Below are 24,918 nucleotides of genomic sequence, written 5' to 3'. Positions count from 1 at the left end.
CCGGATCGTGATTAACGGTGAGTGGCGGCAGCAAGTGCCTGATTCAGATCGGTCCAAAGATCGTCGGTCTCTTCGAGGCCAACAGAGATACGGATCAGGCGCGGCGAGACACCAAAATCCTGGGCTGAATTAAATTCACTGGCCTGATTAATGACCGAAATCGCCGGCATCACCAGGCTCTCGAAACCTCCCCAGCTGACGCCCATGTGGAACAGTTGCAGAGCGTTGCAGAATTGCGGTATGTCGACCTGTTCGGTCACGGCAAAGGAAAACAGCCCGCTGTAACCGCGCAGCGTGGACCATGCAGGGGGATTGAGCCCGGGATGGCAAACCGCGCTGACCTGCGGATGGTCACGCAGCTTTTCCGCCAGCTGCAGGGCGCTGTGCTGATGCTGCTTCATACGCAGCGGCAGCGTGCGCAGGCCACGCATCAGCAAAGAGGCTTCGTTCGCGGACAGTTTGCCGCCAAGGAACGGACTAATGTGACGGGCAATGTTGTTGATGTGCTGGTGGCTGGCAATCACCAGGCCGGCCACTACATCGCTGTGGCCGCTGATGTACTTCGAGGCGGAGTGCACCACGATGTCGATACCACACAGCAGCGGCTGCTGAAAAATGGGCGAAGCCCAGCTGTTATCAATCAACGTGACGACGCCCGCATCGCGCGCCAGCGTGGCCAGCTGCCGCAGGTTCTGTTCACTCATCACCCAGCTGGAGGGACTTTCCAGATAGAGCAGGCTGGCGCCGGGCAGCGCGGCGGCTATCGCCGCTTCATCGTCGCCATCAACAAACTGCGTCGTGATGCCGAAACGCTGACAAAAGCCGCGCAAAAAGCGGTAAGTATCGGGATAGACATGATTGACGCAGACCACTTTCGCGCCTGGCTGAACCACACTCAAAATCGCGTTGCTGATGGCTGCCATGCCGCTGGCAAAGGCGAGGCAGGCGTCGCCGCCTTCCAGCGCGGCAACTTTATCCTGTAGCGCTTTGACCGTCGGATTATCAACGCGGGAATAGAGCGGCTGGTCGCTCTCACCGCGAAAGCGGGCGATCATGCTGTCGTAATCGCTGAAGGTAAACAGCGAAGACTGATAAATCGGTGGCGTTACGGCGCCCTGTTCGTGGCGCTGGTCGTGGGTCAGCAGTGTTTGTTGCGCAATAGGTTTAGCGTTTGGCATGGATCACGTCCTTCATGTCGCGTTCGGTGATATCAAGAATCTGGTGGCAAAGGGCGCGCGCGGCCTGGCTGTCGCGGGCGCGGATGGCGTTAAACAGTTCACGGTGCAGGGGAAACGAGTCTGAAAACAGCGCCTGCTCCGGCGGGGACTCGAAAAAGGCGTGCAGCGTGTCGTAGACGCCGTTAAGCATCTGCAACAGCAGCGGATTACCGGCGGCGCGGTAAATGCTGGTGTGGAAAGCCCAATCCTCCGGCCCGGCGGAACCGATAGCCAGGTGCACACGCTCCATCTCTTCCAGCCGCCGTTCGATTTCCAGCAGGTCGTCGGCGCTGGCGCGCTGCGCGGCCAGCACGCAGGATTCGGACTCAATGATGCGGCGCACTTCCAGCGCATGAAGCATGTTGGCGGAGTCGTTTTTAAAGCGCAGAGAGAGAAAGCTGTCATGCAGACCGACTTCCGCCTGCAGAAAGGTGCCGCTGCCTTTTTTGCGCACAATGATGCCGAGTGCTTCCCAGCGCTTGAGCGCCTCGCGCACCGTATTACGGCTGACGCCCAGTTTCTCCGCCAGCTCGCGCTCCGGCGGCAGGCGACTGCCCGGCTGCGCGCCGGCATGCGCCATGTAGCGCGTGAGCGCATCAAGAATCAGCGTATCGCTGCGCGTGGGAATGATGGGATGGAGTTCAGCCGGGTCATGCATCGCTATGCCTTAATTGGTCCAACATCTCTACCAAAGGCTTAGCAACCCGCATGCCAGAATCGTGAGGCTTTGATTCAGCAGGAAATTTGATGCCGTAATAAGCACAGATTATGAGATTTACTGGTGCAAAAAGCGCCACGGTGCACCGTGGTGTGGCGGTGCGGTGCTCGTTTTTTGATTAATCGGGGTATGAATTCAGCAGATGCGGTGGCACAGCGGCAACGCTCAGCCAGCAAAACCGTTAGCCATGACGTTAAGGTAAAAGAAGAGCGTTGTGACCGGTTAAATGACCCGGCACTGCGGCGTCAGCGCAGATTGCCGTGGCGCTTATCAATACGGCACTGATTTATCGCTGACATGATCTCATATCATTCGGTCTGCTTATGCGGGGGTCATGCCGCCATCGCTTTGTGTTAATGAATCAAAATCTCCTGCTAATTTTCTGTTGTCTATTTGTGTTAAGGAGAACTTTTTTTTTCGCGTAATTAAAACTTTGCGAAATTTATTGTCTTTTAATATTAAGCGGAACTCTCTGATTGTTTAGGTGATATTCTGCGCACAGAAGCTTACAAAACCTTTACAATTAATTTTACTTAAGTCTTTGATGATGGCAAAAATAAGGATATTGCTGGCGCTGTCTATTATTATAGCGTCAGGCCAGATTATCGCTGCCCCTTTGACACCCGGCGACCGCGATTATCTGCAAAACCAACAACAGCAGCGACTGGAACAGGATCAGCAGCAGCGCGATGCACTATGGCATGCTGTGGCACCGCTGAATGCGCCGGACGCCTCCCCGGCGGGCCCCGGCCCCTGTTTTCCGATCCAGCATATCCGTCTGCAGCACGTCACGCTGATATCCGATCGTCAGCAACAGGCGCTGACGGCACCTTATATCAATCGCTGTCTGAATTTGAGTGAAATTAATGCGCTGGTACATGCGGTCTCTGACTGGTATATGCAACGTGGTTACATTACCAGCCGGGCGTTTTTAGCCGAACAGGATCTGTCGCATGGGCAGTTAATTATTCCGGTGCTGGAAGGAAAACTATTCGCTATTCGCCTCGACGGGGCGCAGCCGGCGATGTTAAAGATGGTTTTTCCTCATATTGAAGGAAAAATACTTAACCTGCGCGATATTGAGCAGGGTATGGAGCAAATTAATCGCCTGCGCCGCACCCCGGTACAGATTGAAATTCAGCCTGCGCCGCAGCCCGGTTATTCAGTGGTGAACCTGACGACAGCGGCAGAATTTCCGCTCAGCGCCGCGCTGGGATTTGATAATAGCGGACAAAAAAGCACCGGTGTCGGTCAGTTAACCGCATCGCTGACCGGCAACAACCTGTTAGGGCTGGCGGATCGCTGGTTTATCAGCGGCGGTCGCAGCAGCGCATTCAGCGAGTGGCGTGACGCGCAGAATGTGCAGGCGGGTGTCAGCGTGCCGTATGGCTACGGCCTGCTCGACTACAGCTATAGCTGGAGCAGTTATCACAGTCATTTTGATAACAATGGTTTCACCTGGCTGAGTAACGGCGACAATATTGCGCATCGCCTGAATGGCTCATGGGTGCTGTTTCGCAACGGTGAAATCAAAACCAGTTTGCAGCTCGGCCTGAATCACTACACCAGTCACAACTATCTCAACAATACCCTGTTGCAGAGTAGCAGTCGCAAAATCACCAGTACCCAGATCGGATTCAACCATACGCAAAAGGTGTTCGGTGGCGTGGCAACGCTCAACCCAACCTTTAGCCGCGGTATGCCGTGGTTTGATGCGGAAAGTGATGCCGACAAAAGCGGGGACTTACCGCGGGCGCAGTTTCGCAAGTGGAGCCTGAGCGGCAGCTTTCAGCGACCGGTTTCGGACAAGTTATGGTGGCTCAGCAGCGTATACGGCCAGTGGTCACCGGATCGGTTATACGGCAGCGAACGCCTGACGCTCGGCGGCGAAAGCTCAGTCAGGGGTTTCAAAGAACAATACCTGTCAGGCGACGCGGGTGGCTATTTGCGTAATGAACTGGATTACACCCTGTTCACCTTGCCGTTGGTCGGTGACGTCAGCGCCCTGGCGGCGGTGGACGGCGGCTGGCTGAAGAGCGATGCGCAGAACCGCGAGTCTGTTGGCACGATATGGGGCAGCGCAGTGGGGATCAGCACCCGCAGCCGTTTCTTTTATACCCAATACACGGTTGGTTTTCCGCTCAGTTATCCCGGCTATCTGCAACCGGATCACGTTAGCATTTATGCCCGGGTCGGGCTGGTTTTTTAAGAGGCAATGATTATGGATGATCGTCAACCGGTTTCCCCGTTTCGTCGCGCGCTGAGCTACTTCATTTGTTATCTGGTGGCGGTACAGCCACTGCTGCCGGTTGTGGCCGCGGAAATTACCCCGGTTACGCCGGGCACGCGCATGGATGCCGCGGGTAACGGCGTGCCGGTGGTCAATATCGCCACGCCGAATCAGGCAGGTATTTCCCATAACCAGTACCAGCAGTACAACGTCGGTCAGCAGGGGCTGATTCTCAATAATGCCAGCGGGCAACTTACCCAGACGCAACTGGGCGGACTGATCCAGAATAACCCTAACCTGCAAGCCGGGCACGAAGCCCGGGCGATCATCAATGAAGTGGTGGGAGCTAATCGTTCGCAGTTGCAGGGCTATACCGAAGTCGCGGGTAAAGCCGCGAATGTGATCGTGGCCAACCCTTACGGCATAACCTGTAACGGCTGTGGCTTTATTAATACGCCCAACGTCACGCTCACCACCGGAAAACCGCAGCTGGATGCCAGCGGCAATCTTGCCGCGCTGGAAGTCACCAAAGGCGATGTGACGGTTGAGGGCAAAGGGCTGGATGGCAGCCGCGCTGATGCGGTATCGCTCATTGCGCGCGCCACCAAAATTAATGCGGATATTCATGCCAGCGATCTCGCTATCACGGCGGGTGCCAACCGCGTTGCGCAGGACGGTTCGGTTACGCCAATCGCCGGAGAAGGGCCAGTGCCGTCGGTGGCGGTCGATACCGGTGCGCTTGGCGGCATGTACGCTAACCGGATTCATCTGGTGTCGAGCGACAAAGGCGTCGGGGTCAACATCGGTAACCTGCTGGCCAACCAGGGTGATATCACGTTAAACGCGAATGGCACCCTGACACTGGGGAATGCCAGCGCCAGCGGCAAGCTGCTCGCGAATGCCCGCGATATGCAGCTGCAGGGGACGCAACAGGCGACCGGTGACGTAGCGCTGAACAGCCAGGGCAATGTGCAGCTGCGTAACAATAAACTGACCAGTGGCGGTAATCTGCGCCTGGCAGCAAGCGACGTCACGGCAGATCAAAACAGTACCGTTGCAGCTAACGGTGACATCAGTGTGACGGCGCAGACGCTGAAGAATAACGGCCTGATTCAGGCGCAGAAAAACCAGACTATTACGGCAAATACCTTACGCAACCAGGGACGCTTACAGTCGGCAGGCGGGCAAACGCTCAGCACTGCATCGCTGGACAATCAGGGATTGATCGGGTCTTCGCGTGCGCTGCATATCAGTGCCACGCAGCAGGCGCTGAATGGCGCAACGGGGACTTTACTCGCCGGTGAAGAGCTGAATTTAGCGGGTGGCGATTTCACCCTGAACGGTTCTGTAAGCGGTAAAAACGGCCTGACGCTAAGCAGCACCTCATTGCAAACCGCAGCAGACGCCCGGCTTAGCAGCCAGCGCAACATTAATCTCAGCGCCCGTCAGCAAATACTGCAAGGCGAGATTGCCAGCGGCGGTAGCCTGATGTTAAACGGCGATACCCTCACGCTTGGCAGCACAGGCAGGCTGCACAGTGACGGCGACGTCTCACTGACTTCCAGCCAGCAGGCTACGATCGGTGGTCAGCTGGACGGAGATAATGTTCAGCTGAGCGGTGGTGCCTTGCACCTGAGCAAAACCGGAATGCTCACGGCTCAGCAGGACCTTAGCCTGACCAGCGCACAGCAGCAGCTGGATGGACAAAGCCGTGCGGGTGGCAATGTCACTTTACGTGCAGACCGCCTCAACGCTCTCAATGAGGGCAAGCTATCCGCCGGTAATGACATTGCATTACAGGTTAATGATCAAAGCCAGTGGGCTGGCACGCTGATTGCCGGGCGCGAGCTGGCTTTCAGTGCAACTGACTTCGTCAATAGCGGTACGCTGGCGGCGAATGGTAATACGCACTTTAGTTTTGATCATCTGACCAACGCGGGTCTGCTGCAATCGCTCGGCCAGCAAACGCTTTCTGGCCGCGTATTAACAAATAACGGTACGGCACAATCTGGCGCCGGGCAGTTGCTGGATGTCGGCAAGCTGGATAACAACGGTCTGCTGGGCGCGCAGGGCGACTTAACGCTGAATGCGGATCAGTTTACCGCTGGCGATGGCAGTAACACCTTGACAGACGGCGCTCTGCGGGTGCACTCCAGCCAGGCTGACCTCGGTGGAACGCTGAGCGCGAAGCACAACCTCGATTTCCAGTCAGAAAAACTGACGACCCGCGCAGGTTCGTTACAGACCAGTGAGCAAAATATTCAGCTCAATGGGCAAAATATTGATCTGAACGGCACGCTTTCCGCCGACCAGGCCCTGACACTGAATTCGCAACAGTTAAGCAGTGGTGATAACGCGCGCACACAGGGCAAAAGCGCCATCGCGCTCAACGTTGCCGACCAGGCCGATCTGGCTGGCCAGTGGTTTACACCCGGCCAGCTGACTTTGCAGGCGGGTACGCTCAACAACCGGGCGCAGACCGGCGCGCAGGATCTGACCATTGCCGCAGACATTATCAATAATGCGGGCACGCTGAGCGCCAATAATCGCCTGGATCTGACCGCTGACTCATTACAGCAGCAGGGCACTCTTAACGCGCTGGGCGCGATGGCGATCCGCAGCGATGCATGGCGCAACCAGGGGAAAACCTCTGCACGAACGCTGGATATCAGCGTGAAAAACACGCTCGATAACGCGCCTGAGGGCTCACTGCTGGCCTCAGATGGGTTGACGCTGAACACTTCCGCGCTGAGCAACGCAGGTAACCTCAGTGGACAAACCCTCGAACTTGATACCGAACAACTGACTAACAGTGGGCTGATGCAGGGCAATCAATCGGTCACGCTGCGCAGTGATGCGCTCAATAACCTGCAATCCGGGCAAATTCTGTCAGGCGGTGCGCTGAAAGTGGACGCTGGAAGCACACAAAATGCCGGACGTTTGCAGGGCAGCTCGCTGCAACTGCGCGGCAATACGCTGAATAACAGCGGTATCGCCCTCGGCAGCAAAGGGCTTGATGTTGCGTTGCAGCAGACGCTGGACAACGCAGGTAGCCTGTTGTCGGACAGCGCCGCTACGCTGCAAAGTCGCGAGCTTAATAACAGTGGCAAGCTGTTGAGTGGTGAACAACTTTCGCTGACAGGCTCGCAGTTGCGTAATCAGGGTCAGATGCAGGGCGATACGCTGGCGATTCAGGCGGACAGTGTAAGCAACAGCGGCAATCTGATCGGCTTGAAATCCCTGGTGTTGCAATTACAGCAGGATCTGACCGATGCCCAGTCGGGCCGGTTACTGACTCAGGGCGCGTTGAACGTGAATGCGCAACGTATTAACCAGCAGGGCAGCTGGCAGGCGAACAGCATTGATGCCCGTGCCAGCCAGATTGATGTCAATGGCAGCATCCAGTCCGCAGTGCGCACCAGCCTTACGTCGACCGGCAACCTGCACACGCTGGCGCAGGGTAATATCGTTTCCAGTGGTCTGGCGGCCATTCAGGCGGCGAGCCTGAACAATGAAGGCAAATGGTCGGCAAAAAATCTGCAGCTGCAGGGTAATTCGCTGCTTAATCAGGGAAGTGCTACAGCAACAGACGAGCTGACAGCCAACCTCAGCGGACAGTTGCAGCAGCTAAAAGGCGCTGCTTTGCTGAGCGCGGGAACCAGCACCCTGAAAGCGGGCTCGATTGATAGTGCCGGTGATATCGAAGCCAAAAATCTGGTGATAAACAGCGGCAACCTGACTAACCGTGGTCAGCTGTATGCCCAGCAGAACCTGAGTGGCGACGTTGAACAGGCGATTGCGAATCAGGGCGGGGTTCTGCGCAGCCAGGGTGCTCTGCAACTCAACGCGCAATCTTTACTGAACCAGGGACAGATTCAGGGCGATGGCATTACGACGATAACGCTAAGCGACAGCCTGAATAACACGGGCAGATTGCTTACCGGTGGTCCATTGACGCTGTCGGCACCGACGGTACTGAATAGCGGCCTGGTGCAGGCGCAGGGGCTGGCTTACAGTGGTAACAACCTGGTGAACAGCGGGACTTTTACCGGTCTGGGTGATAGCCTGGTGAATGCCAGCCAGATGACCAATCAGGGACAGCTGCAGGGCGATAATTTACAGGTGCGCGGCGGTGTGTTGCACAACAGCGGTAGCGTATTCGCCAGCCGTGCGCTGGCCCTGACCTTACAGAATGCTGATAACCAGGCAACCGGCAAACTCTATAGCGCAGGCGATCTGACCCTCAATACGCCGGTGCTGAATGCGGCCGGCAGTCTGCTGGCGCTGGGCAATATGACCCTGCAACTGGGATCGGGGTTCACGCAGAGCGGCACGCTGGCAGCGGGTAAAGCGCTGAATCTCAGTACACAAGGCGATCTCACCGTTCTGGGGACGCTGCAGGGCAACAGTCTGCAACTCAGCAGCAATAATTTCATCAATAATGGTCAGCTACGCAGCGGCAGCGGCGCGTTGAACGTCGATGCCAGCAACATGACGCTTAATGATAGCGGAAGCGTCCAGGCTGGCGGGGATATGCGTCTCACCAGTCGCGGCCAGTTAGTGAATTATGGCTTCGTCGGGACAGCAGGGAATTTGCTGATGACAGCAGGCAGCCGGATAGAAAACCGTGCGCTGCTGTATGCCGGGAATAATATGCAACTGCTGGCCAGCAGCATTCAAAATAATCGTGGCGATATCCTGGCGAATAATAACCTGTGGCTGCAGCGTGATGCGGCGGGTAACGCCAGCGATGAAGTGATCAATACCTCAGGCAACATTGAAACCTCGCTCGGAGATATCACCATCCGTACCGGGCATCTGCTGAATCAGCGTGAGGGGATTAGTCATTCGATTTCCTACCAGGCAGCGACCGATGCGCCTGCGGGTCTTGGACAAGCTACCATCAAGATGAAACTCGGTCAGCTGAATGATGATGAAATTGGCATCTATAAAGGTACGGAATACGAGGAGATAGGTGGCAGCCGCGGTAATGGAAACGGAGGGACAATATCAGTTCCGTTCACCAGTCTGGCACCAAAAATCGATGCTGCATCGCGCCAATTTCTTGTGGGATCTACAGTCACCAGTGCTTACTCTAATGGCGGCGCCGGGCGTATTGCTGCAAACCGAAACCTTATCGTCTCAGCTGACTCTTTAGATAATAACGCCAGTAATTTACTGGCAGGTCAGGACATTAATTTATTGGGAACAAACCTCAACAATCAGTCCTGGCAGAACAGCATTGAAAAACAATATTTGCTCTACAAATATACAGGCGTCACAGGCTCTGATAATACATCGCCTAAAGTGATTAGCGATCTTCGGAACGGTCAATCTCATGGCGTTAAATACCGTGACGGCCTGGGCTCCGAGGTGGTTTATACCCTGCAGGGCGCACCCGTTTATGAAACCATCCAGACGGGCGAAGGTCTGCGTGCCGTGATTCAGGCTGGCGGCAACGTCAGCGCGCGTTTTACGAATAACCTGAGCAATACGGATACCGTGGCTAACGCTGGCAGCATGGTGCATGCTATTAGCAAACCGGGTATCGCAGGAACTGCGCCACTGCAATCCGTAGGTGGCGTGCAGAACCAGCAGCTTGCCGCCGTGCAAACTCTCGCCGTCGGGTCTCCGCAGTGGAAGGATGCGCTGACAGGCGCGCTACAGCAAATAGGTAATCAGGGCGCGGCGTTAACTGATTATCCACTGCCTGCCGGTAACAACGGCCTGTTTGTCGCCAGTAAAGATCCTGCCAGTCCCTACCTGATTACCACTAACCCACAGCTGGCAGAGGTCGGTAAAACCGACGGCAGCCTGTTTGATGGCCTCAATGCGTTTCTCAGGAACCCGACTTCCGGGGCAGTTCAACAATCGGCTCAGGCGGTAACGCAACCGGCGCTGAGCAGCAGCCCTCGAGTCGAAACGGCGGCAATCTATACCGACAAAGATAAATTCCTCGGTTCTGCCTATCTGCTGAATCGTCTGCAGCTTACACCCGATAAGGATTATAAATTCCTCGGTGATGCCGCGTTCGATACCCGCTACGTAAGTAACGCCATATTGAGCCAGACCGGGCATCGCTATGTGGCTGGTACCGGCTCCGATCTGCAGCAGATGCAATACCTGATGGACAGCGCGGCCCGGCAACAGGCGGGCCTGGGCCTGCAACTGGGGGTTAGCCTTTCGCCGGAACAGGTGGCGGCCCTGACCACGAGTATTGTGTGGTGGGAAAAAACCACGGTTAATGGTCAAACCGTGCTGGCTCCGAAACTCTATCTGGCGCCAGGCGACAGTGAGATCGCGGCAGGTAGCGTGATTGCTGGTCAGGCGGTGAAACTGGATGCCGGGCAGATCAATAACGACGGTAGTACTATTAAAGCCGAGACGCTGCTGTCAGCCAACAGCAATAGCTCACTGAATAACCTGCACGCTGGTTTACTGGCTTCGGGCGGCGATCTGCAACTGAATGCGATTGGCGATATTAATAATATCGGTGCATCGATTTCGGCCGAAACCGTTTCGCTCGCATCGGCGGCGGGAAACATCAATAACGTTACGCAGGCTCAGCAGTGGAGCAGCCTGGTGCTTAAAGGCATCAAAAATGCGCCCGAGTTAAGCTTCAGTGATACCCAGTTAGGGGATGTGGCCAGTATCTCAGCCAGCAAAAATGCCAGCCTCAGCGCGGGTGGCAACATCAATAACACGGGTGCGACGCTCGCTGCTGGCGGTGATTTACAGCTGGGTGCGCGGGGCGATATCAATATCGCCGCCAATGCGCTGCATACCGATCGCCTTAATAAAAATAGCAGCGCGGTGGTGACCTCCAGCCAGGACGGTAGCGTAAGCGCGGGTGGCGATCTCACCGCGCGTGCCGGTCACGACCTGAATCTGAGCGGCACCACGCTGGTGTCAAAAGGCGATACGACGCTGGCCGCCGCAAATGATATCAATCTGAATACGCTGGATAACAGTAGCCATCAGACGCAGGGCAATAGCAAAAACGACAGCATTAACGCTACGCGCAGTACCATCCAGAGCAGCGGAAATTTAGCGTTGAGCGCCGGTCGCGATATTAACTCGCAGGCAGCGCAGCTGATGGCCGATTTAAACGCTTCCCTGAGCGCAGGGCGCGATCTGAACCTGAATGCCCAGCAGAGTCGCGTATACAGCGAGAGCCGGGGCGGCAAAAAAGTGACGATCAACGAGCAGGTTCGTCAAACCGGCAGCGAAATCAGCAGTGGCGGTAATATCGTGCTGGCCGCAGGGAATGACATCAACAGCGCAGCCAGTGAGATTACGGCAAAACAGGATATCGCCGCGCGCGCCGGGCATGATATTAACCTCACTACGGCCACCGAAAGCGATTATAACTATCGCGAAGAGACGAAAACCAAAAAAGGTCTGTTCAGCAAGAAGACCACCCACACCATTCAGGAAGACAGCGCTACGCACGAAAAAGGCACGTTGCTCAGTGGCAACAATATCTCCGTGAGCGCGGGTCACGATCTGCTGGTAAAAGGATCGCAGGTCGCGGGTGATGATAACGTGGCGCTCAGCGCCGGTAACAATGTCGGGATCTCTGCTGCTACCAACACGGAGTCGAGCTGGCGCTTCTCCGAGACGAAAAAAAGCGGCCTGATGGGAACCGGTGGGCTGGGTATCAGCATCGGCAGCAGTAAATCACTCCACGATCTTAAGGAAAAAGGCACGACGCAAAGCCAGAGTGTCAGTACCGTTGGCAGCACCGGCGGGAACGTTTCAATCACCGCAGGCCAGCAGTTGCAGGTGCAGGGGGCGGATTTGATTGCCGGCGGCAACATGGCCCTGAAAGGTGACAGCGTAGCAATCACGCCCGGCCACGATGTACGTACGCGCGACGAACGTTTTGAGCAGCGCACCAGTGGACTGACGCTGGCGCTTTCAGGCGCAGTAGCCGAGGCGGTGAACAGTGCTGTCTCTGCCGCACAGTCCGCCAAAAAAGAGAGCGATGGCCGTCTGGCCGCATTACAGGCAACCAAAGCGGTGCTTTCCGGTGTTCAGGCGAACCAGGCAAGCCAGCTTGCGCAGGCCAATGGCGATCCTAACAATGGTGTTGGCATCAGTATTTCGCTGACCACTCAAAAATCAAAATCTCAGCAGCATCAGGAGTCCGACGCCGTCAGCGGTTCTACGCTGAATGCCGGGAAAAACCTCAGTATTGATGCCACCGGTAAAGGCACTAATGCCAACAGCGGTGATTTGCTGATTGCTGGTAGCCAGCTCAAGGCTGGTGGTGATACGTCACTGCATGCAGCGAACGACATCAACCTGACGGGCGTAGCAAGCACGCAACAAACCAGCGGTAAAAACAGCAGCAGCGGTGGCGGTATCGGGCTAAGTTTCGGCGTGGGCAGTGGCAGCGCAGGACTGAGTATTTTCGCCAGCGTTAACGGGGCGAAAGGCCATGAAAAGGGGAATGGCATCGCCTGGAGCGAAACCACCCTCGACAGCGGCGGTGCTGTCGACATCCGTAGCGGTCGTGACACCACTTTGACTGGCGCGCTGGTTAACGGTAACAGCGTGACTGCTGACATTGGTCGCAACCTGTCTATTACCAGTCTGCAGGATAGCGATAACTATGATTCGAAGCAGATCAGTTTTGGTGCCGGCGGCAGTTTCACTTTTGGCTCAATGACCGGTTCCGGTTATATCAACGCCAGCCAGGATAAAATGCACAGCAATTACGACAGTGTGCTGGAGCAAAGCGGCATTTATGCCGGTCAGGGCGGGTTTGATATTACCGTTGGCAGTCACACCCAGCTCAATGGTGCGGTGATAGCCAGCCAGGCTGACGCGGATAAAAACCATCTTGATACCGGTACGCTGGGCTTCACGGACCTGCATAATCAGGCAGATTATAAAACCCAGCACCAGGGGATTGGCCTCAGTTCGACAGGCAACTTCAGCGGCCAGTTCAAAGGGAACATGGCCACCAGTATGCTGGCGGGCGCAGGCAGCAGTGGCCACGCAGAGGGAACCACGCAGTCAGCCGTTGCCCAGGGAACGATAGTGGTGCGCGACCAGGCAAATCAGCAGCAGGATGTTGCTGCACTTAGCCGCGACACCGAGCACGCTAATGACAGCATCAGCCCGATTTTCGACAAAGAGAAGGAGCAGAAACGCCTGCAGACGGCTCAGCTGATCGGTGAAATAGGCAGCCAGGTTGCGGATATCGCCCGGACGCAGGGGCAGATTGAGGCGACGGAAGCAGGTAAGAAGGAACTGGCAAAAAACAACATAAACCAGCCGGATGCCGACGCGCCTGCGGCTAAAAAGAAAGCGTATCAGGAAGCGCTGGAAAACAGCAGTGATTATAAGAAGGCCATGGCACTCTGGGGCACCGGCAGCGATATCCAGAAAGGGATTCAGGCGGCGACTGCGGCGATTCAGGGTTTGGCGGGTGGCAATCTGGCGCAGGCAACCAGCGGCGCAGCGGCACCGTATCTGGCCGAGCAGATACACAAATATACCGCTGACAATCAGGCCGCAAAAGCGATGGCTCATGCAGTGGTAGGTGCGGTAACATCGTGGGCGGCAGGCAACAGCGCGGCAGCAGGCGCGACCGGTGCGGTCAGCGGAGAGCTGATGGGTCAGTTGATCATGCATTCGATGTATCCGGGTAAACAGGTCAGCGACCTGCAGGAGTCGGATAAGCAGATCATCAGTGCACTGAGTACCCTGGCTGCAGGTCTGGCCGGCGGCGTGACCGGTGGCAGTAGCGCCAGTGCGCTGGCCGGCGCTCAGGCAGGGAAGAATGCGGTTGAGAATAACTGGCTGAGCGTGCAGGAAGCCGACAGAAAGAAACAGCTGGAGACGAAGCGCGACTATCTGAAACAGGAACTGACACCGGCTGAAGCGAAAGAGCTGGCGACGATTAATCAGACAGATAAAGCGCGTGATGAAGCGATAAAAGCGGTCTGTACGGATGGTAATAAAGGTGGTTCAGCCTGTGGTGCGCTGATTGGCCCGGCTCAGGAAGCATTTAATAAATATGGTGAAAATGCGACCTACTCATTGTTGTACAGGGATTTATATCCACAGGATGTGAAAAACCTGGAAAGTGTTTTGCAGGGACTGGATGCAGGCAGTATCAGCCGCGACCAAGCCATAACAGCAATAGCACAGGCGTCCGGTGTGAGCTGGGAAACAGCAGCAGGCCGTTATGATATAGCAATGCAGACTCAGGAACTGGCTGCCGCTCTGGCGGGTGCTTACGGGCTGAAGAGTGTAATTAAGGAACCGACAAAAGAGAGTTCAGCAAAAAAACTATCTCAACCTTCAGCCGGAAGAACGGCAGAGCCAAATAGAAATGCTGCTGATGAGGAAGCTTCAGGGTGGTCACAGTACGATAAATACCGTAATGAAAGCGGAGACTGGAACTGGCCTGCAAAATTAGGTTTTGCCGAAGAACCAGTTAAAACAACGCTTCCTGTAGGCACTCATTTGGATAGGTATGGCAAGACAAATGGTTCTTTCTTGGCACCACAAGGTACGCCCCAGGAACAGCGCGCTTTAGCACCTGGCTCCTTAGCGGATAAGTACCATGAATACGTTGTCATAAAACCGTTGCCTGTTATGCAAGGGAAAATAGCCCCTGCTTTTGGTGAACCTGGCGGAGGTATTCAGATTCTGCCTAATATGCAGGAACGAGTAAATGTACAATGGTTGTTAGACAACAAATATCTTGAGAAGGTTAATTGAAATGCTGTTGAGTATTAATGATCTTCAAAAAAAAATAGATACGCTGGTTTTGATATTAGGTTTTCCGGTTCACTCTGTTAACCTTTGCTCAGCACCTATTGATGATGGAACGCCTTATATTTCATTTGAAAATGGAAAGTATAATTATATCTGTTCCGAGAGAGGATATGAGTTCTCTAGAAAGGTTACAGATTCAACAGATGAGTTACTTTATTGGATTATGTATGATTTTATACATGATGTAGCAGTCGAGTACGAATTAAATAATCGGATTCCTGGTAAAGATAGTCGGCGTATTTATTTTCCAAAGATTATTGAGCTTATGAACAAAATCAACATCGAATGGGGAATAAAATCTCGAAAACATTTTGAAGAAATTCTTGCTGCCAGTCCTTACGATGATAGCCTCTACTTATAATCTTAACTCAATAAATCCCGGCCTTAGTGCCGGGATTTTAATCCACAGATCAGTTAATTACCCTTCATTCGCCAGCCGGATGAGCAGTTGCCCCGGCCAGGTGATCACCTCGATCTTCTGCCCGGACGTGAAGCCCAGCTGCTCCAGCCAGCGGCCTTTAATGGTGAGCTGCGGCAGCGGGTTCGGCTGGCCCCGGTTAGGCCGGTAGCCGAACCTGTAATCCGCAGGCAGCGGTTGTGGGCGTGCGGGTCTATGACTCATGATGCGTGTCAGCCATGATCAACTACTTCTTAGTTGCTCATGGTCAGCGGGCTGGGGTGCTCCAACACCTCAGTTCCGCGTCTGTTAATTACTCCGTTTTACTAATCGCTGCCGTAACGCCCTGGAAATGCTCACTTGTGGCTTAGTATCGTGCTCAGCCATGATTAACTACCTCGTATAGTTGGTTATGGTTAGCGGGTTGGGGTGTTGGCGCTCCTGAGCTCCGCGTCTGATATCTACTCTGTTTAAACAATCCCATCGTCCAGCATCTCAGCCACAAATTACTGCTTCGTCATTTGCAGTTGCCGGATCGCATCGATCTGCCTTTCCAGCCCTGGCATCCGTTCAATGGTTCGTGTGATACGATCGCGGGCAGCAGGCAACAGCGCGGCAGCAGGTGCGACCGGTGCGGTCAGCGGAGAGCTGATGGGTCAGTTGATCATGCATTCGATGTATCCGGGTAAACAGGTCAGTGACCTGCAGGAGTCGGATAAGCAGATCATCAGTGCACTGAGTACCCTGGCTGCAGGTCTGGCCGGCGGCGTGACCGGCGGCAGTAGCGCCAGTGCGCTGGCCGGCGCTCAGGCAGGGAAGAATGCGGTTGAGAATAACTCGCTGAGTGATATAGCGCAGGCGCAGTCTGAAGGTAAAACGCTTGAGCAGAAGGCCGGTGAGTATGTTGAGGCGGAAAACGAGCGCTATAAGAAGGAGAACTGTGCCGGATTAAGCGCGGAAGCCTGCTCGGTGAAGATGTACGACGAGCGGCGTGAATCGCTGAAAGAAACCCTTACCGCCGGTGCAGATTTTGTGCCGGTGGTGGGTGATATCAAGAGCTTTGCGGAAGCGCAGAGTGCGCTGGAATATCTTGCCGCAGCGGTAGGGTTGATGCCGGGCGCAGGGGATGTGGCGGGCAAGGCCATTAAAGCGGCTGAGACAGCGCTGACAAAGGGGAACTTGCTGAAGCCTCGAAGCTGATCAATAAGGCCAGCGATGAAATCGTTGCTGTATCAGGTAGTAAGGGAAACTGGAGTAAATAACTGAATAATCCCCTGCCAAATAAAACGTATAAAGTTGATGCTAATAAAACGTATGTGACCGATAATAATAGCCGGGTTGCGTCTGTTGAAGCAGATCTGTCATTATTGACAAAAGACCGTAATACATACCAACAGTGCAAAGCTGGTAAATGTGGGGTTGCAGGGGATGAAGGTGGTCACCTGATAGCCAGCATTTTTGGTGGTATGGGTGAGAAGCTTAATATTGTTCCAATGAGTGGTAATCTGAATAAGGGTGCCTGGAAACAAATGGAAAATACGTGGGCTTCTGCCCTGAAAGAGGGTAAGCAGGTGAATGTTAAAATAGATCCCGTTTATTCTGGAACTGGTGGTCGCCCTGAAAGCTTTAACGTTATCTACTCTATCAATGGTGGTCGCCCAATAGAAAAAACCTTTATAAATGCACCGGGAGGGAAATAATGAGAAATGATCAAGAGATTTATAAAGATATCGGTACTGTTTTATATAGTATCGCTCCCGACAAAGCTAAGAAGATCATTATGCGTGCAGAATTGTCACCGGAAAATGATCATTGTGAGTATGAATATGATTATCTTGATGATGATGATAAAACTCAATGGTTAACGGCAGGTGGAAGGGCGAATACAGATATCCTTCATTATCTAGTAGAGCTTCGCAACTACTATATTGAAAACAATCTGACCAATGGCCGCCCTGCGTGGCATGGATGTAAAGTGACTCTGGATGTTGAAAAAATGAAACTAAATATAGACTTCCGCTACGACGATTAGCAATCAATGATCCCGGCTCTCAAGCCGGGATCTTCCTATTTTTAGCCGTCAAATCTACCCATAATGCCCGTTCCCGCGCTTGATCACCGGCAGATCGCCGGTGTAGTTCAGCGCGCCAGGGAACGCCTTAAGTCACTGCTTCATCTTCGGCCTGTTAACGGAGACCACGCCACATTTAGATAACACAAGTACTTATGAACATGGCAAATACTTGTTAGTTCCAGAATTGAAAGTATTTTTTAACCCGCAAAAAAATAATGTAGTTGTGGTTGATAAAACAGGTAATTTTGTCAGTGGATGGAAGCTTGATCCTCAAACGAAAAAGTATGATAACGTTATGGATAACGAGATTTAAGATGAGTCAATCACTTAAGAGCTACATTGACAGTTTTATATCCAAGGACATAACCGCTGGCTGCTTTGTGGACACTTATATGATTAAGTAGAAAACAGAACGTGATAATGAATTACTTGCACAGGATGATGATAATTTAAGTGAGTTACTCTCCAGCGTATTTTGTATTGCTGATATGTATAACCCAGATAATGTTCGTCAAGAATGTGAATTTAATGAAGGTCAACTTTGGTGTGAAATAAATAAGCTAATAGCCGCTTATACAGATAACTAAAAGGAAATCCTGGCCATTGAGCCGGGATTTTTACATTATCACTCAGCTGCTGCCAGCCGGATAATCATCTGTCCCGATTCAGTGATCCCCTCGATCTTCTGCCTGGTCGCAAATCCCAGCTCAGCCATCCAGTGAACGCGGAGGGGGCTGGACGGTCAAAGCCTGTGCTGCAGGTGATCGCGGATAAATCCCACGGTATAACGTCTTGATTTAGTTGTGGGCGTGTCGGCCTCTGGCTTATGATGCGTGCCAGCCATAATCAACTCTTCGTTAATTACTTGTGGTCAGCAGGCTGGGGGTTCGAGCTCCTCAGTTCCGCGCCTGTTAGCTGCTCCGTTTACCCATCACGTTATCCATAATCTCAGAAATAAACTATTGCTTCGTCATTGGCATCTGTCGGATCGCATCGATCTGCCTTTCTGGCCGTGACACCAGTGCAATGGTTCGTGTGATAAGATCACGGGCGGCAGGAACCAGCGCGGCAGCAGGCGCGACCGGTGCGGTCAGCGGAGAGCTGATGGGTCAGTTGATCATGCATTCGATGTATCCTGGTAAACAGATCAGCGACCTGCAGGAGTCGGATAAGCAGATCATCAGTGCACTGATTACGCTGGCTGCAGGTCTGGCAGGCGGCGTGACCGGCGGCTTTAGCGCCAGTGCGCTGGCCGGCGCTCAGGCAGGGAAGAATGCGGTTGAGAATAACTGGCTAAGCGTGCAGGAAGCCGAAAGAAAAGCCATCCTGGAGCGTAAGGAGAAGGCTGGCACTAACACGCCTGACGAGCGGCAGAAGCTGTCCGGTATCAATCAGACCGATAAAACCCGTGACCAGGCTATTCACGATGTATGTACATAGAACAATAGAGGCAGAGCGGCCTGTGGGACGCTGGTCAGGCAGGCTCAGACGGCGCTGGATAAATACGGCGACAGGGTTACTTACTCGCTGATTTACAAAGACCTGTACCCGCAGGACGCTGCAAATCTTGAAAGCGTCCTGAAGAGGCTGGATGCGGGAGGCATCAGCCGTGATCAGGCGATAACGGCGATAGCAAAGCAGTCCGGGCAAAGCTGGGACAGAGTGGCTGAACAATATGATTCAGCCATGCAGGCACAGGCGATTGCTGTTGCGCTGGCGGGCATGAAGGGTATTGAGATAAAACAGCCCTTGACCGTCAGCAAGTCACCGACAGCTAAGACAGACAAGAACCTTAGTTATGTTGATGAACCACCGTTTAACCCCGGCGGTACAGCGGGAGGTGCGCAGTCCTGGTCCACAAAGGGACGTATAAAATACGTAGAGCTTCCGACTCAAGGGAAAATAAGGTTTGTTCCTGATGGCAATTACTCTTCCAGTAATCCGTTACCAGGAGGACCAAATAACGGTTATCTCGATAAGTTTGGTAATGAATGGGTGAAAGGCCCCTCCCGCACCGCAGGGCAAGCCTTCGAATGGGATGTTCAATTATCACCCAAAGGGAAAGCTCAGCCTGGCTGGGCGACAAGAGATGGATCGCACTTGAATGTGTCCCTTGACGGAAAAATCACACATAAATAAGTAAGGCGCGTATTTATGGAAAGTAAAATCGGTTTTTATCAGGAGATAGAAATAACTTCTGGTTGCAAAGATAAAAATAAAAAGTATGTCGGTAAGAAAGGCGGAGTCATGGGAATAAGTGAAGAAGACGGAGTACTGTACGGATACTCAATAAAACTTTACGACGAAGAATATCTTTTATCTTTTGATAAAGATGAAGTGGTTCCGACAGGTAAACAACTCACTCAAGAAGACTTTTACTGATCCAACACAGATCCCGGTTATTGGCCGGGATCTTTTTTTACCCTTTCACACCGCCCGCCATTCGACCTTACCGTTGCGCCATGGCCGCTTCTGCGGTGTGCTGACGGCGGGGATAAACGGCGCTATCTGCTCCTGCTTACGCGACGACAGCTTTTTGCAGGCTTTGCGCAGTTGCGCCACCACCTCCGGCTCAGCAGGAGGCTGCGGTGCTTACTCTTTCGCTGTCAGTATCAGCGCGCCGTTCAGCACCTGCACTTCCAGCCCTGTCAGACCTAAAATCCTCACCGCATCTGACTGTAAGGCGCTGTTCCTGCATCAGCACTCAGCCGCCAACGGATAATCATCCGCCCCGGCGTAGTCATCACCTCGACCTTCTGTCCGGTAGCAAATCCCAATCCGATCAACCAGTGACCTTATAGAGTGATGAAGGATGAAGGTTTGTGCTCCAGGCGAATGCGGATATTTAGATGCGTGCTCAGCAAAGATGTATAACCAGCTTACTCAGACGCGGCAGAAAAACCCGTTGTTCGAGGTAAATTCTGTTCCTGGTTCGGATGCTATTGACAGCTTTTCAACAGCCCTGTCGGCGCTGAATTATCTGGCTGCGGCAATCGAAATGATTTCGTCTTCAGTCAACGCCGCCGCTTCGTCACTCAAAGCACCGTTCCTCACGCTGCGATTATCAGCCCGCAATCCCTGACGTGCCGATCCACCCCGCAAATTTCCGCTCTCTGCCTGGTAAAGGCGCGCCTGCCTGACTACACCTTAAGCATCCTTGTTATCACTGTCCTTTCCGCTGTTTAAGCGGTTTTCACCCTGCGCCAAGGCATCCTGCCGCGCTGGCACCTTAAGCGGTCAGACATGATTTCTGACCTGATTCGGAGTGAATGATGAAAAGTCGCAACCTGACGCGATCGGCGGTCGCGTTTGCCACATTGAGTTGCCTGTATGTGCCGTTCAACGCTCTGGCGTGGGATAACCTGACGGTATTCGGCGATAGCCTGAGCGATGGCGGTAATGTCAGGCGTTTTACTTATGATGGCGCCCAGCATCCGCTGTATGACGAGATTCTTGCTGCACAGCTCGGACAAACGCTGCAGCCGTCGTCGCGCGGTGGCAGCAACTATGCGCAGGGCGGCGGCGTTACCGTGCCCGCGCTGGATGCCAGCCTCAATACGCAAGACCAGCTGGCTGCTTATCTGCAATCCACCGGCGGACGCGCAGATAGCAACGGACTGTATATTCACTGGGTAGGCGCTAACGATATCGCGGCGGCGGTGACCAATCCGCTTACCGCGCGCGAGACCATCAGCAACAGCGCCAGCGCGGCGGTGTCGCAAATCAAAACCCTGCTGGATGCCGGTGCGGGGGCGGTGATTGTGCCAAACGTGCCGCAGCTTGGCTCCACGCCTTTCATGGTGCAGGCGGTGCTGAGTGTGCTGGGCCCGGCGGCGCAGTCGGCGATGGTCGCGGCGTTTGCCTCGCTGGACAGCCATGCCACGCCCGACGTGGCTGCGCGCCAGCAGGCGGTGCGCGACGCATTCGATCAGGCCGCCGCACAGATATCGACCATCCCGGCGCTGCGTGCCGCGCTGGCGCAGCAGCTGTTTTCGGCCTGGCAGGTGCTCAGCGAGCAGGTGACGGCCCTCTCCGATGGCTATAACCAGCAGGAAGAGGCCGGGCTGGTGGCGCTGAATGGCAACATTGTGCGTGCCGACATCGCCGGCCTGTTCAACGAGGTAATTGCCGATCCGCAACGCTATGGCCTGAGCAACACGCTGGGGATGGCCTGTCCGGTTGGCACCTCTGCCGCCGAATGCACCTCGTCAACGCCCGGTTTCAGCAACGCGCAGGCCTATCTGTTTGCCGACCGGCTGCATCCCAGCCCGGCGGTACATGCCATGATCGCCGACTACATTCAATCGATCCTTGACGCACCCGCGCAGGTGGCGGCGCTGGCACGGGCACCGCTGATGCTGTCGCGGGATATGCAGAACACCCTCGACGGCCATTTACAGCAGCAGCGTCAGCAGCCGGCCAGCGCCGGTCAGGTCAGCGTGTTCGGCGGCTATGCCGGTCAGCATATTGATTATCGCGGCGATAGCCTGCTCAACGGTGACGCCAATACCGGCAGCCTGACGCTGGGATTGGGCTATCAGTTCACGGATAACTGGCAGGCGGGTCTGCTGTTGTCCAGCACCGCGCAGCACCAGCATCCTTCGGCGCACTATGATTACAAGCTGCGCGGCAATTTGCTGGCGCTGTATAGCCAGCTGACGCTGCTGGAGCAGGGCTGGATCAATGCGGATGTGCACTATGCCGATCTCGATTTTGACAGCATCGAACGTCGCATCAATATCGGCCCGGCAACGCGCACCGAACAGGGCAGTAGCAGCGGAAAAATGCTCGGGCTACGGGTGCAAACCGGCTGGGATCTGCCGATAGGCGAACACCTTTCTACCGGTCCGGTTGCCAGCTACGCACTGGATTATGTGCGGGCAGGGGGCTACAGCGAAAACGGCGACAGCAGTACCGCTATGCGCTTTTCCGATCAAACCCTGCATTCGCAAATCGGCGCGCTTGGCTGGCGTATCGACAGCAAACAGTGGCCGGTGAATCCGTGGGCGCAGCTCAGTTATAACCACCAGTTCGGCGATACGCAGAACGCGGTGCGCGCCGGGCTGAAGTCAACGCAGACCGGCTTTGTACGCAGCGTCAGCGCCGGTGATAAAAACTGGCTGGATATGTCGCTGGGGGCCAGCGTGCCGCTGGGTGAAACGGTAAACGCCTTTGCCGGGGTTTCTGCGGTCGGTGGCAACAGCGCCTATCATCAGCTGAGCTGGAATATTGGCCTGAACGCGACATTTTGACGGCGACGCGCCAGTCGAAAATTTTTACTGGCGCGTTATCTCGCGTAAAAAATTAAACTGATGATCGCGGGAAATATTTCGATAATTCAAGCCATTCTTCTTCGTAAGTCAAATTAATCAGAACGTTCGTACCGGCGATTACCACAATTATTCTGCGATAAATCTGTAAAACGTATTTTTGTCGCTTCGCTTTCCTTCCGGAATCATATCGTTATTCTCTCTCGCCACATCACGCCGCTGAAAAGCTCCCGTATAACCTGGCACAGGTCAATATATTAATTTTCAATCACTTATACTGCTGATGCTCTGTCGTATTACGTTAATAATTTATGGGGAACACCATGGCGAATACATCTGGCACCACCAGCACTACCACACCATCTGCCACCGGGACGGTGATTCAATTACATACCATTGACGATTTACGTAAACAGGAACCTGTTTCGATTGGCGAAATTGCGTCGGTGCTGGAATACAGCCGTGGCAGTCGGATGGGCGGCGGCGTGTTTGTCTACGATGCCACCGACAACAGCACGCCCGATGACGGCGGGCTGAATTTTGTGACGTCCGGTAAAAAGCGCTGGAAAAGAGTAGTCCTTGATTACAGCGCGGTCACGGTGGTGGATTTTGGCGCGATAGCCGATGGCACCACCGATTGTATTGATGCGGTGATCCGCATGTTTAAATGGTCGCAGCGTGTTTTACCCTCCGCGGGCATTCGCTTTACCGCCGGTGAGTTCAGCCTGTCCGGCTTTGATTTAGCGGAAGTGCTGGGCAGCGACAGAGAGATTAACCGCTTTAAAATTTCCGGCGCGCCGGTCAACTTCGGTTATTTCCCCACCACCACGCTGAAATTTAACTGGGGACCGAAACCGCGCAAAACCCATTTCTTCAGCGTGCGCGCACGCTATGTGGAAATTTCCGGTTTTGTGGTGAAAGGCATGAGTTCTGACAGCGGCGAAGACGGCGGCACGGCGTTTAATAATGTCGGCTTCTTTACCAACAGTATTATCGGTGGCCAGTTTCTGCGCGTCAGCAGTATGGAGTTTCGCTACCTCGGCGGGCGGGCGCTGGAACTGATTGATACGCTGGACTGTAAAATCGACCAGTTTTATTCACGTGGCTGTCAGGGCAGTATTGTCTATGCGCGCTGGTCCGATCGGGAAAAAGGCGCCTGGGATCATTCGACCGCGATTGAACTCTCCAACTTTAATTTGCAGCGCAGCACCAGACAGCCGGTATTCGATCTGCCGCGCTGTACGCAATCGTTTATTCGTAATGGCTGGATCGAGCACTCCGAATTCGCCGGCGATCTCACCAATGGTCAGTGGACCATTGAAGGGCTGGTGATTGAATCGACGCAAAATCCCATGAAAATGGGCTATTGCCGCGCGATGATTATCCAGAAAAGCGTGCACCGCGACAGCGCGGGCTTTGACTTCAGCAAAGAGGGCATTGAGCCCTGGACGCTGCTGGCGGAGGGCGATCGTGGCGTGATGGAGATTTCCGATCTCGGCGCGATCATTCAGGGATCGCTGAGTTATGACTTCACCACCTCGCAGCATCACATGGATAACCGTGGCAAAGACGCGAAATGGTTTTACGTCGGTGAATTTAATTTTTCCGACGCCACCTCACAAATTCACGTGCGCATTGTCGGCAGCGCGCAGTATGTTTCCCAGTCGGAAACGCAAACCGATTACAGCTACCGGACACCGGAAGGCGTGGCGCATATTTATCTGCAGGCGCGCAACGACGATAACACCATTGGCAGTTGGTACAGCGAAGGCTCCTCACCCGTAATTAAGGTGCATATTGAGGGCAAAGGCGCGCACACCAAACTGTACGTTAAAATTGCGGCCTATACCGGCTTCTCGATTGCGCTGGTGGAAACCAACGGGCGCGATCGCTATCAGTCCGGTCAGTGTTTTATTTTCCGCAAAAGTTTTACCGCCTGCAGTGCGGAAGAAGCCACGGTGCTGGACAACCAGCCGGTCGTCGCCTTTGAACAGCACTGGGTGGGCAATAAAGATGTCGGCTTTGGCTACAACAATAATAAGGAACTGCTGCTGCGTGGGCCGTTTTTTGAACGGCAGGAGCAGGATGCCGCGGGGAAGTGGATCACCCGCCGTTTCCTGAAAGTCCGCGTGAACGGTGTGCCGCGCAGTATTGAATTACTCGATCCGGATAACCCGCGCTAACGCTTCAGGCCAGCAGTATTCCTCTGCTGGCC

General features: G+C 54.2%; 15 protein-coding genes and 2 pseudogenes. 13 read left to right on the top strand and 4 right to left on the bottom strand.

Going from position 1 to position 24,918, the window contains the following annotated elements; all coding sequences use genetic code 11:
• Positions 1-11: 11 nt before the first annotated feature.
• Together F3J41_RS06835 and F3J41_RS06830 are read right to left on the bottom strand one after the other, a co-directional pair.
• Positions 12-1,178: a PLP-dependent transferase gene (locus F3J41_RS06835; protein WP_166710381.1), complete on the bottom strand. Its 1,167-nt coding sequence runs from the start codon at positions 1,176-1,178 to the stop codon at positions 12-14.
• Positions 1,165-1,875, bottom strand: coding sequence for a FadR/GntR family transcriptional regulator (locus F3J41_RS06830; RefSeq protein WP_021509083.1), 711 nt, complete (start codon positions 1,873-1,875; stop codon positions 1,165-1,167). The genes F3J41_RS06835 and F3J41_RS06830 overlap by 14 nt, the downstream gene beginning before the upstream one ends.
• Positions 1,876-2,479: 604 nt before the next feature.
• On the opposite strand from F3J41_RS06830, the gene F3J41_RS06825 reads away from it, so the two are divergent.
• Genes F3J41_RS06825 through F3J41_RS06815 form a run of 3 tightly spaced genes read left to right on the top strand, consistent with a single transcriptional unit; the run spans position 2,480 to position 15,323 of the window.
• Positions 2,480-4,144 carry a ShlB/FhaC/HecB family hemolysin secretion/activation protein gene (locus F3J41_RS06825; protein ID WP_166710379.1) on the top strand — a complete coding sequence of 555 codons (1,665 nt, stop codon included), beginning with the start codon at positions 2,480-2,482 and terminating at the stop codon, positions 4,142-4,144.
• A gap of 12 nt (positions 4,145-4,156) precedes the next feature.
• On the top strand, positions 4,157-14,905 hold the full coding sequence (locus F3J41_RS06820) for a hemagglutinin repeat-containing protein (protein ID WP_166710377.1): 10,749 nt from the start codon (positions 4,157-4,159) through the stop codon (positions 14,903-14,905).
• Between the two features lies 1 nt (position 14,906).
• A complete protein-coding gene (locus tag F3J41_RS06815; RefSeq protein ID WP_132467039.1) occupies positions 14,907-15,323 on the top strand; it encodes an Imm63 family immunity protein in 417 nt (138 codons plus the stop codon).
• Positions 15,324-15,380: 57 nt separating this feature from the next.
• On the opposite strand, the gene F3J41_RS06810 is transcribed toward F3J41_RS06815, so the two are convergent.
• Positions 15,381-15,584: a SymE family type I addiction module toxin gene (locus F3J41_RS06810; RefSeq protein ID WP_104187388.1), complete on the bottom strand. Its 204-nt coding sequence runs from the start codon at positions 15,582-15,584 to the stop codon at positions 15,381-15,383.
• A 375-nt stretch (positions 15,585-15,959) separates the two neighbouring features.
• On the opposite strand from F3J41_RS06810, the pseudogene F3J41_RS23650 reads away from it, so the two are divergent.
• The 7 genes and pseudogenes from F3J41_RS23650 to F3J41_RS06765 all read left to right on the top strand — a co-directional run.
• A pseudogene (locus F3J41_RS23650) lies at positions 15,960-17,059 on the top strand (DNA/RNA non-specific endonuclease); the annotation flags it as partial.
• Positions 17,059-17,391 carry a hypothetical protein gene (locus F3J41_RS06795; RefSeq protein ID WP_058775901.1) on the top strand — a complete coding sequence of 111 codons (333 nt, stop codon included), beginning with the start codon at positions 17,059-17,061 and terminating at the stop codon, positions 17,389-17,391. The pseudogene F3J41_RS23650 and the gene F3J41_RS06795, both read left to right, overlap by 1 nt.
• A 142-nt stretch (positions 17,392-17,533) precedes the next feature.
• A complete protein-coding gene (locus F3J41_RS23645; RefSeq protein ID WP_104187384.1) occupies positions 17,534-17,746 on the top strand; it encodes a colicin D domain-containing protein in 213 nt (70 codons plus the stop codon).
• Between the two features lie 103 nt (positions 17,747-17,849).
• Positions 17,850-18,020: pseudogene (locus F3J41_RS23640) on the top strand (colicin immunity domain-containing protein); the annotation flags it as partial.
• 517 nt (positions 18,021-18,537) lie between these two features.
• Entirely contained in the window at positions 18,538-18,873 is a 336-nt protein-coding gene (locus tag F3J41_RS06775; RefSeq protein ID WP_233209800.1) for a VENN motif pre-toxin domain-containing protein, read from the top strand.
• A 222-nt stretch (positions 18,874-19,095) separates the two neighbouring features.
• The gene (locus tag F3J41_RS06770) at positions 19,096-19,572 is read left to right on the top strand and encodes a polymorphic toxin type 17 domain-containing protein (RefSeq protein ID WP_199189140.1); all 477 of its coding nucleotides are present in this window, start codon (positions 19,096-19,098) and stop codon (positions 19,570-19,572) included.
• Positions 19,573-19,587: 15 nt separating this feature from the next.
• Positions 19,588-19,815 carry an Imm31 family immunity protein gene (locus F3J41_RS06765; protein ID WP_104187380.1) on the top strand — a complete coding sequence of 76 codons (228 nt, stop codon included), beginning with the start codon at positions 19,588-19,590 and terminating at the stop codon, positions 19,813-19,815.
• A gap of 45 nt (positions 19,816-19,860) precedes the next feature.
• Here the strand turns inward: F3J41_RS06765 and F3J41_RS06760 are convergent, their stop codons facing one another.
• Complete coding sequence (locus F3J41_RS06760) at positions 19,861-19,998, bottom strand: hypothetical protein (protein WP_164861077.1); 138 nt, start codon at positions 19,996-19,998, stop codon at positions 19,861-19,863.
• A gap of 301 nt (positions 19,999-20,299) precedes the next feature.
• Here F3J41_RS06760 and F3J41_RS06755 point away from each other — a divergent pair, with 301 nt between their 5' ends.
• The 3 genes from F3J41_RS06755 to F3J41_RS06745 all read left to right on the top strand — a co-directional run bounded on the left by F3J41_RS06755 (position 20,300) and on the right by F3J41_RS06745 (position 24,886).
• Positions 20,300-20,515, top strand: coding sequence for a hypothetical protein (locus F3J41_RS06755; protein WP_166710373.1), 216 nt, complete (start codon positions 20,300-20,302; stop codon positions 20,513-20,515).
• 187 nt (positions 20,516-20,702) lie between these two features.
• Positions 20,703-22,685 (top strand): autotransporter outer membrane beta-barrel domain-containing protein, encoded by a 1,983-nt coding sequence (locus F3J41_RS06750; RefSeq protein WP_104187376.1) that lies wholly within the window; start codon positions 20,703-20,705, stop codon positions 22,683-22,685.
• Positions 22,686-23,026: 341 nt separating this feature from the next.
• The gene (locus tag F3J41_RS06745) at positions 23,027-24,886 is read left to right on the top strand and encodes a hypothetical protein (RefSeq protein ID WP_127834919.1); all 1,860 of its coding nucleotides are present in this window, start codon (positions 23,027-23,029) and stop codon (positions 24,884-24,886) included.
• The last annotated feature ends 32 nt before the right edge of the window (positions 24,887-24,918 follow it).

The sequence above is a fragment of the Pantoea sp. Ap-870 genome, from assembly GCF_011752515.1.
Classification (GTDB): Bacteria; Pseudomonadota; Gammaproteobacteria; order Enterobacterales; family Enterobacteriaceae; genus Pantoea; species Pantoea dispersa.
Note: the sequence above shows the minus strand (reverse complement) of the source record. Positions and strands in the feature narration are given on the sequence as shown.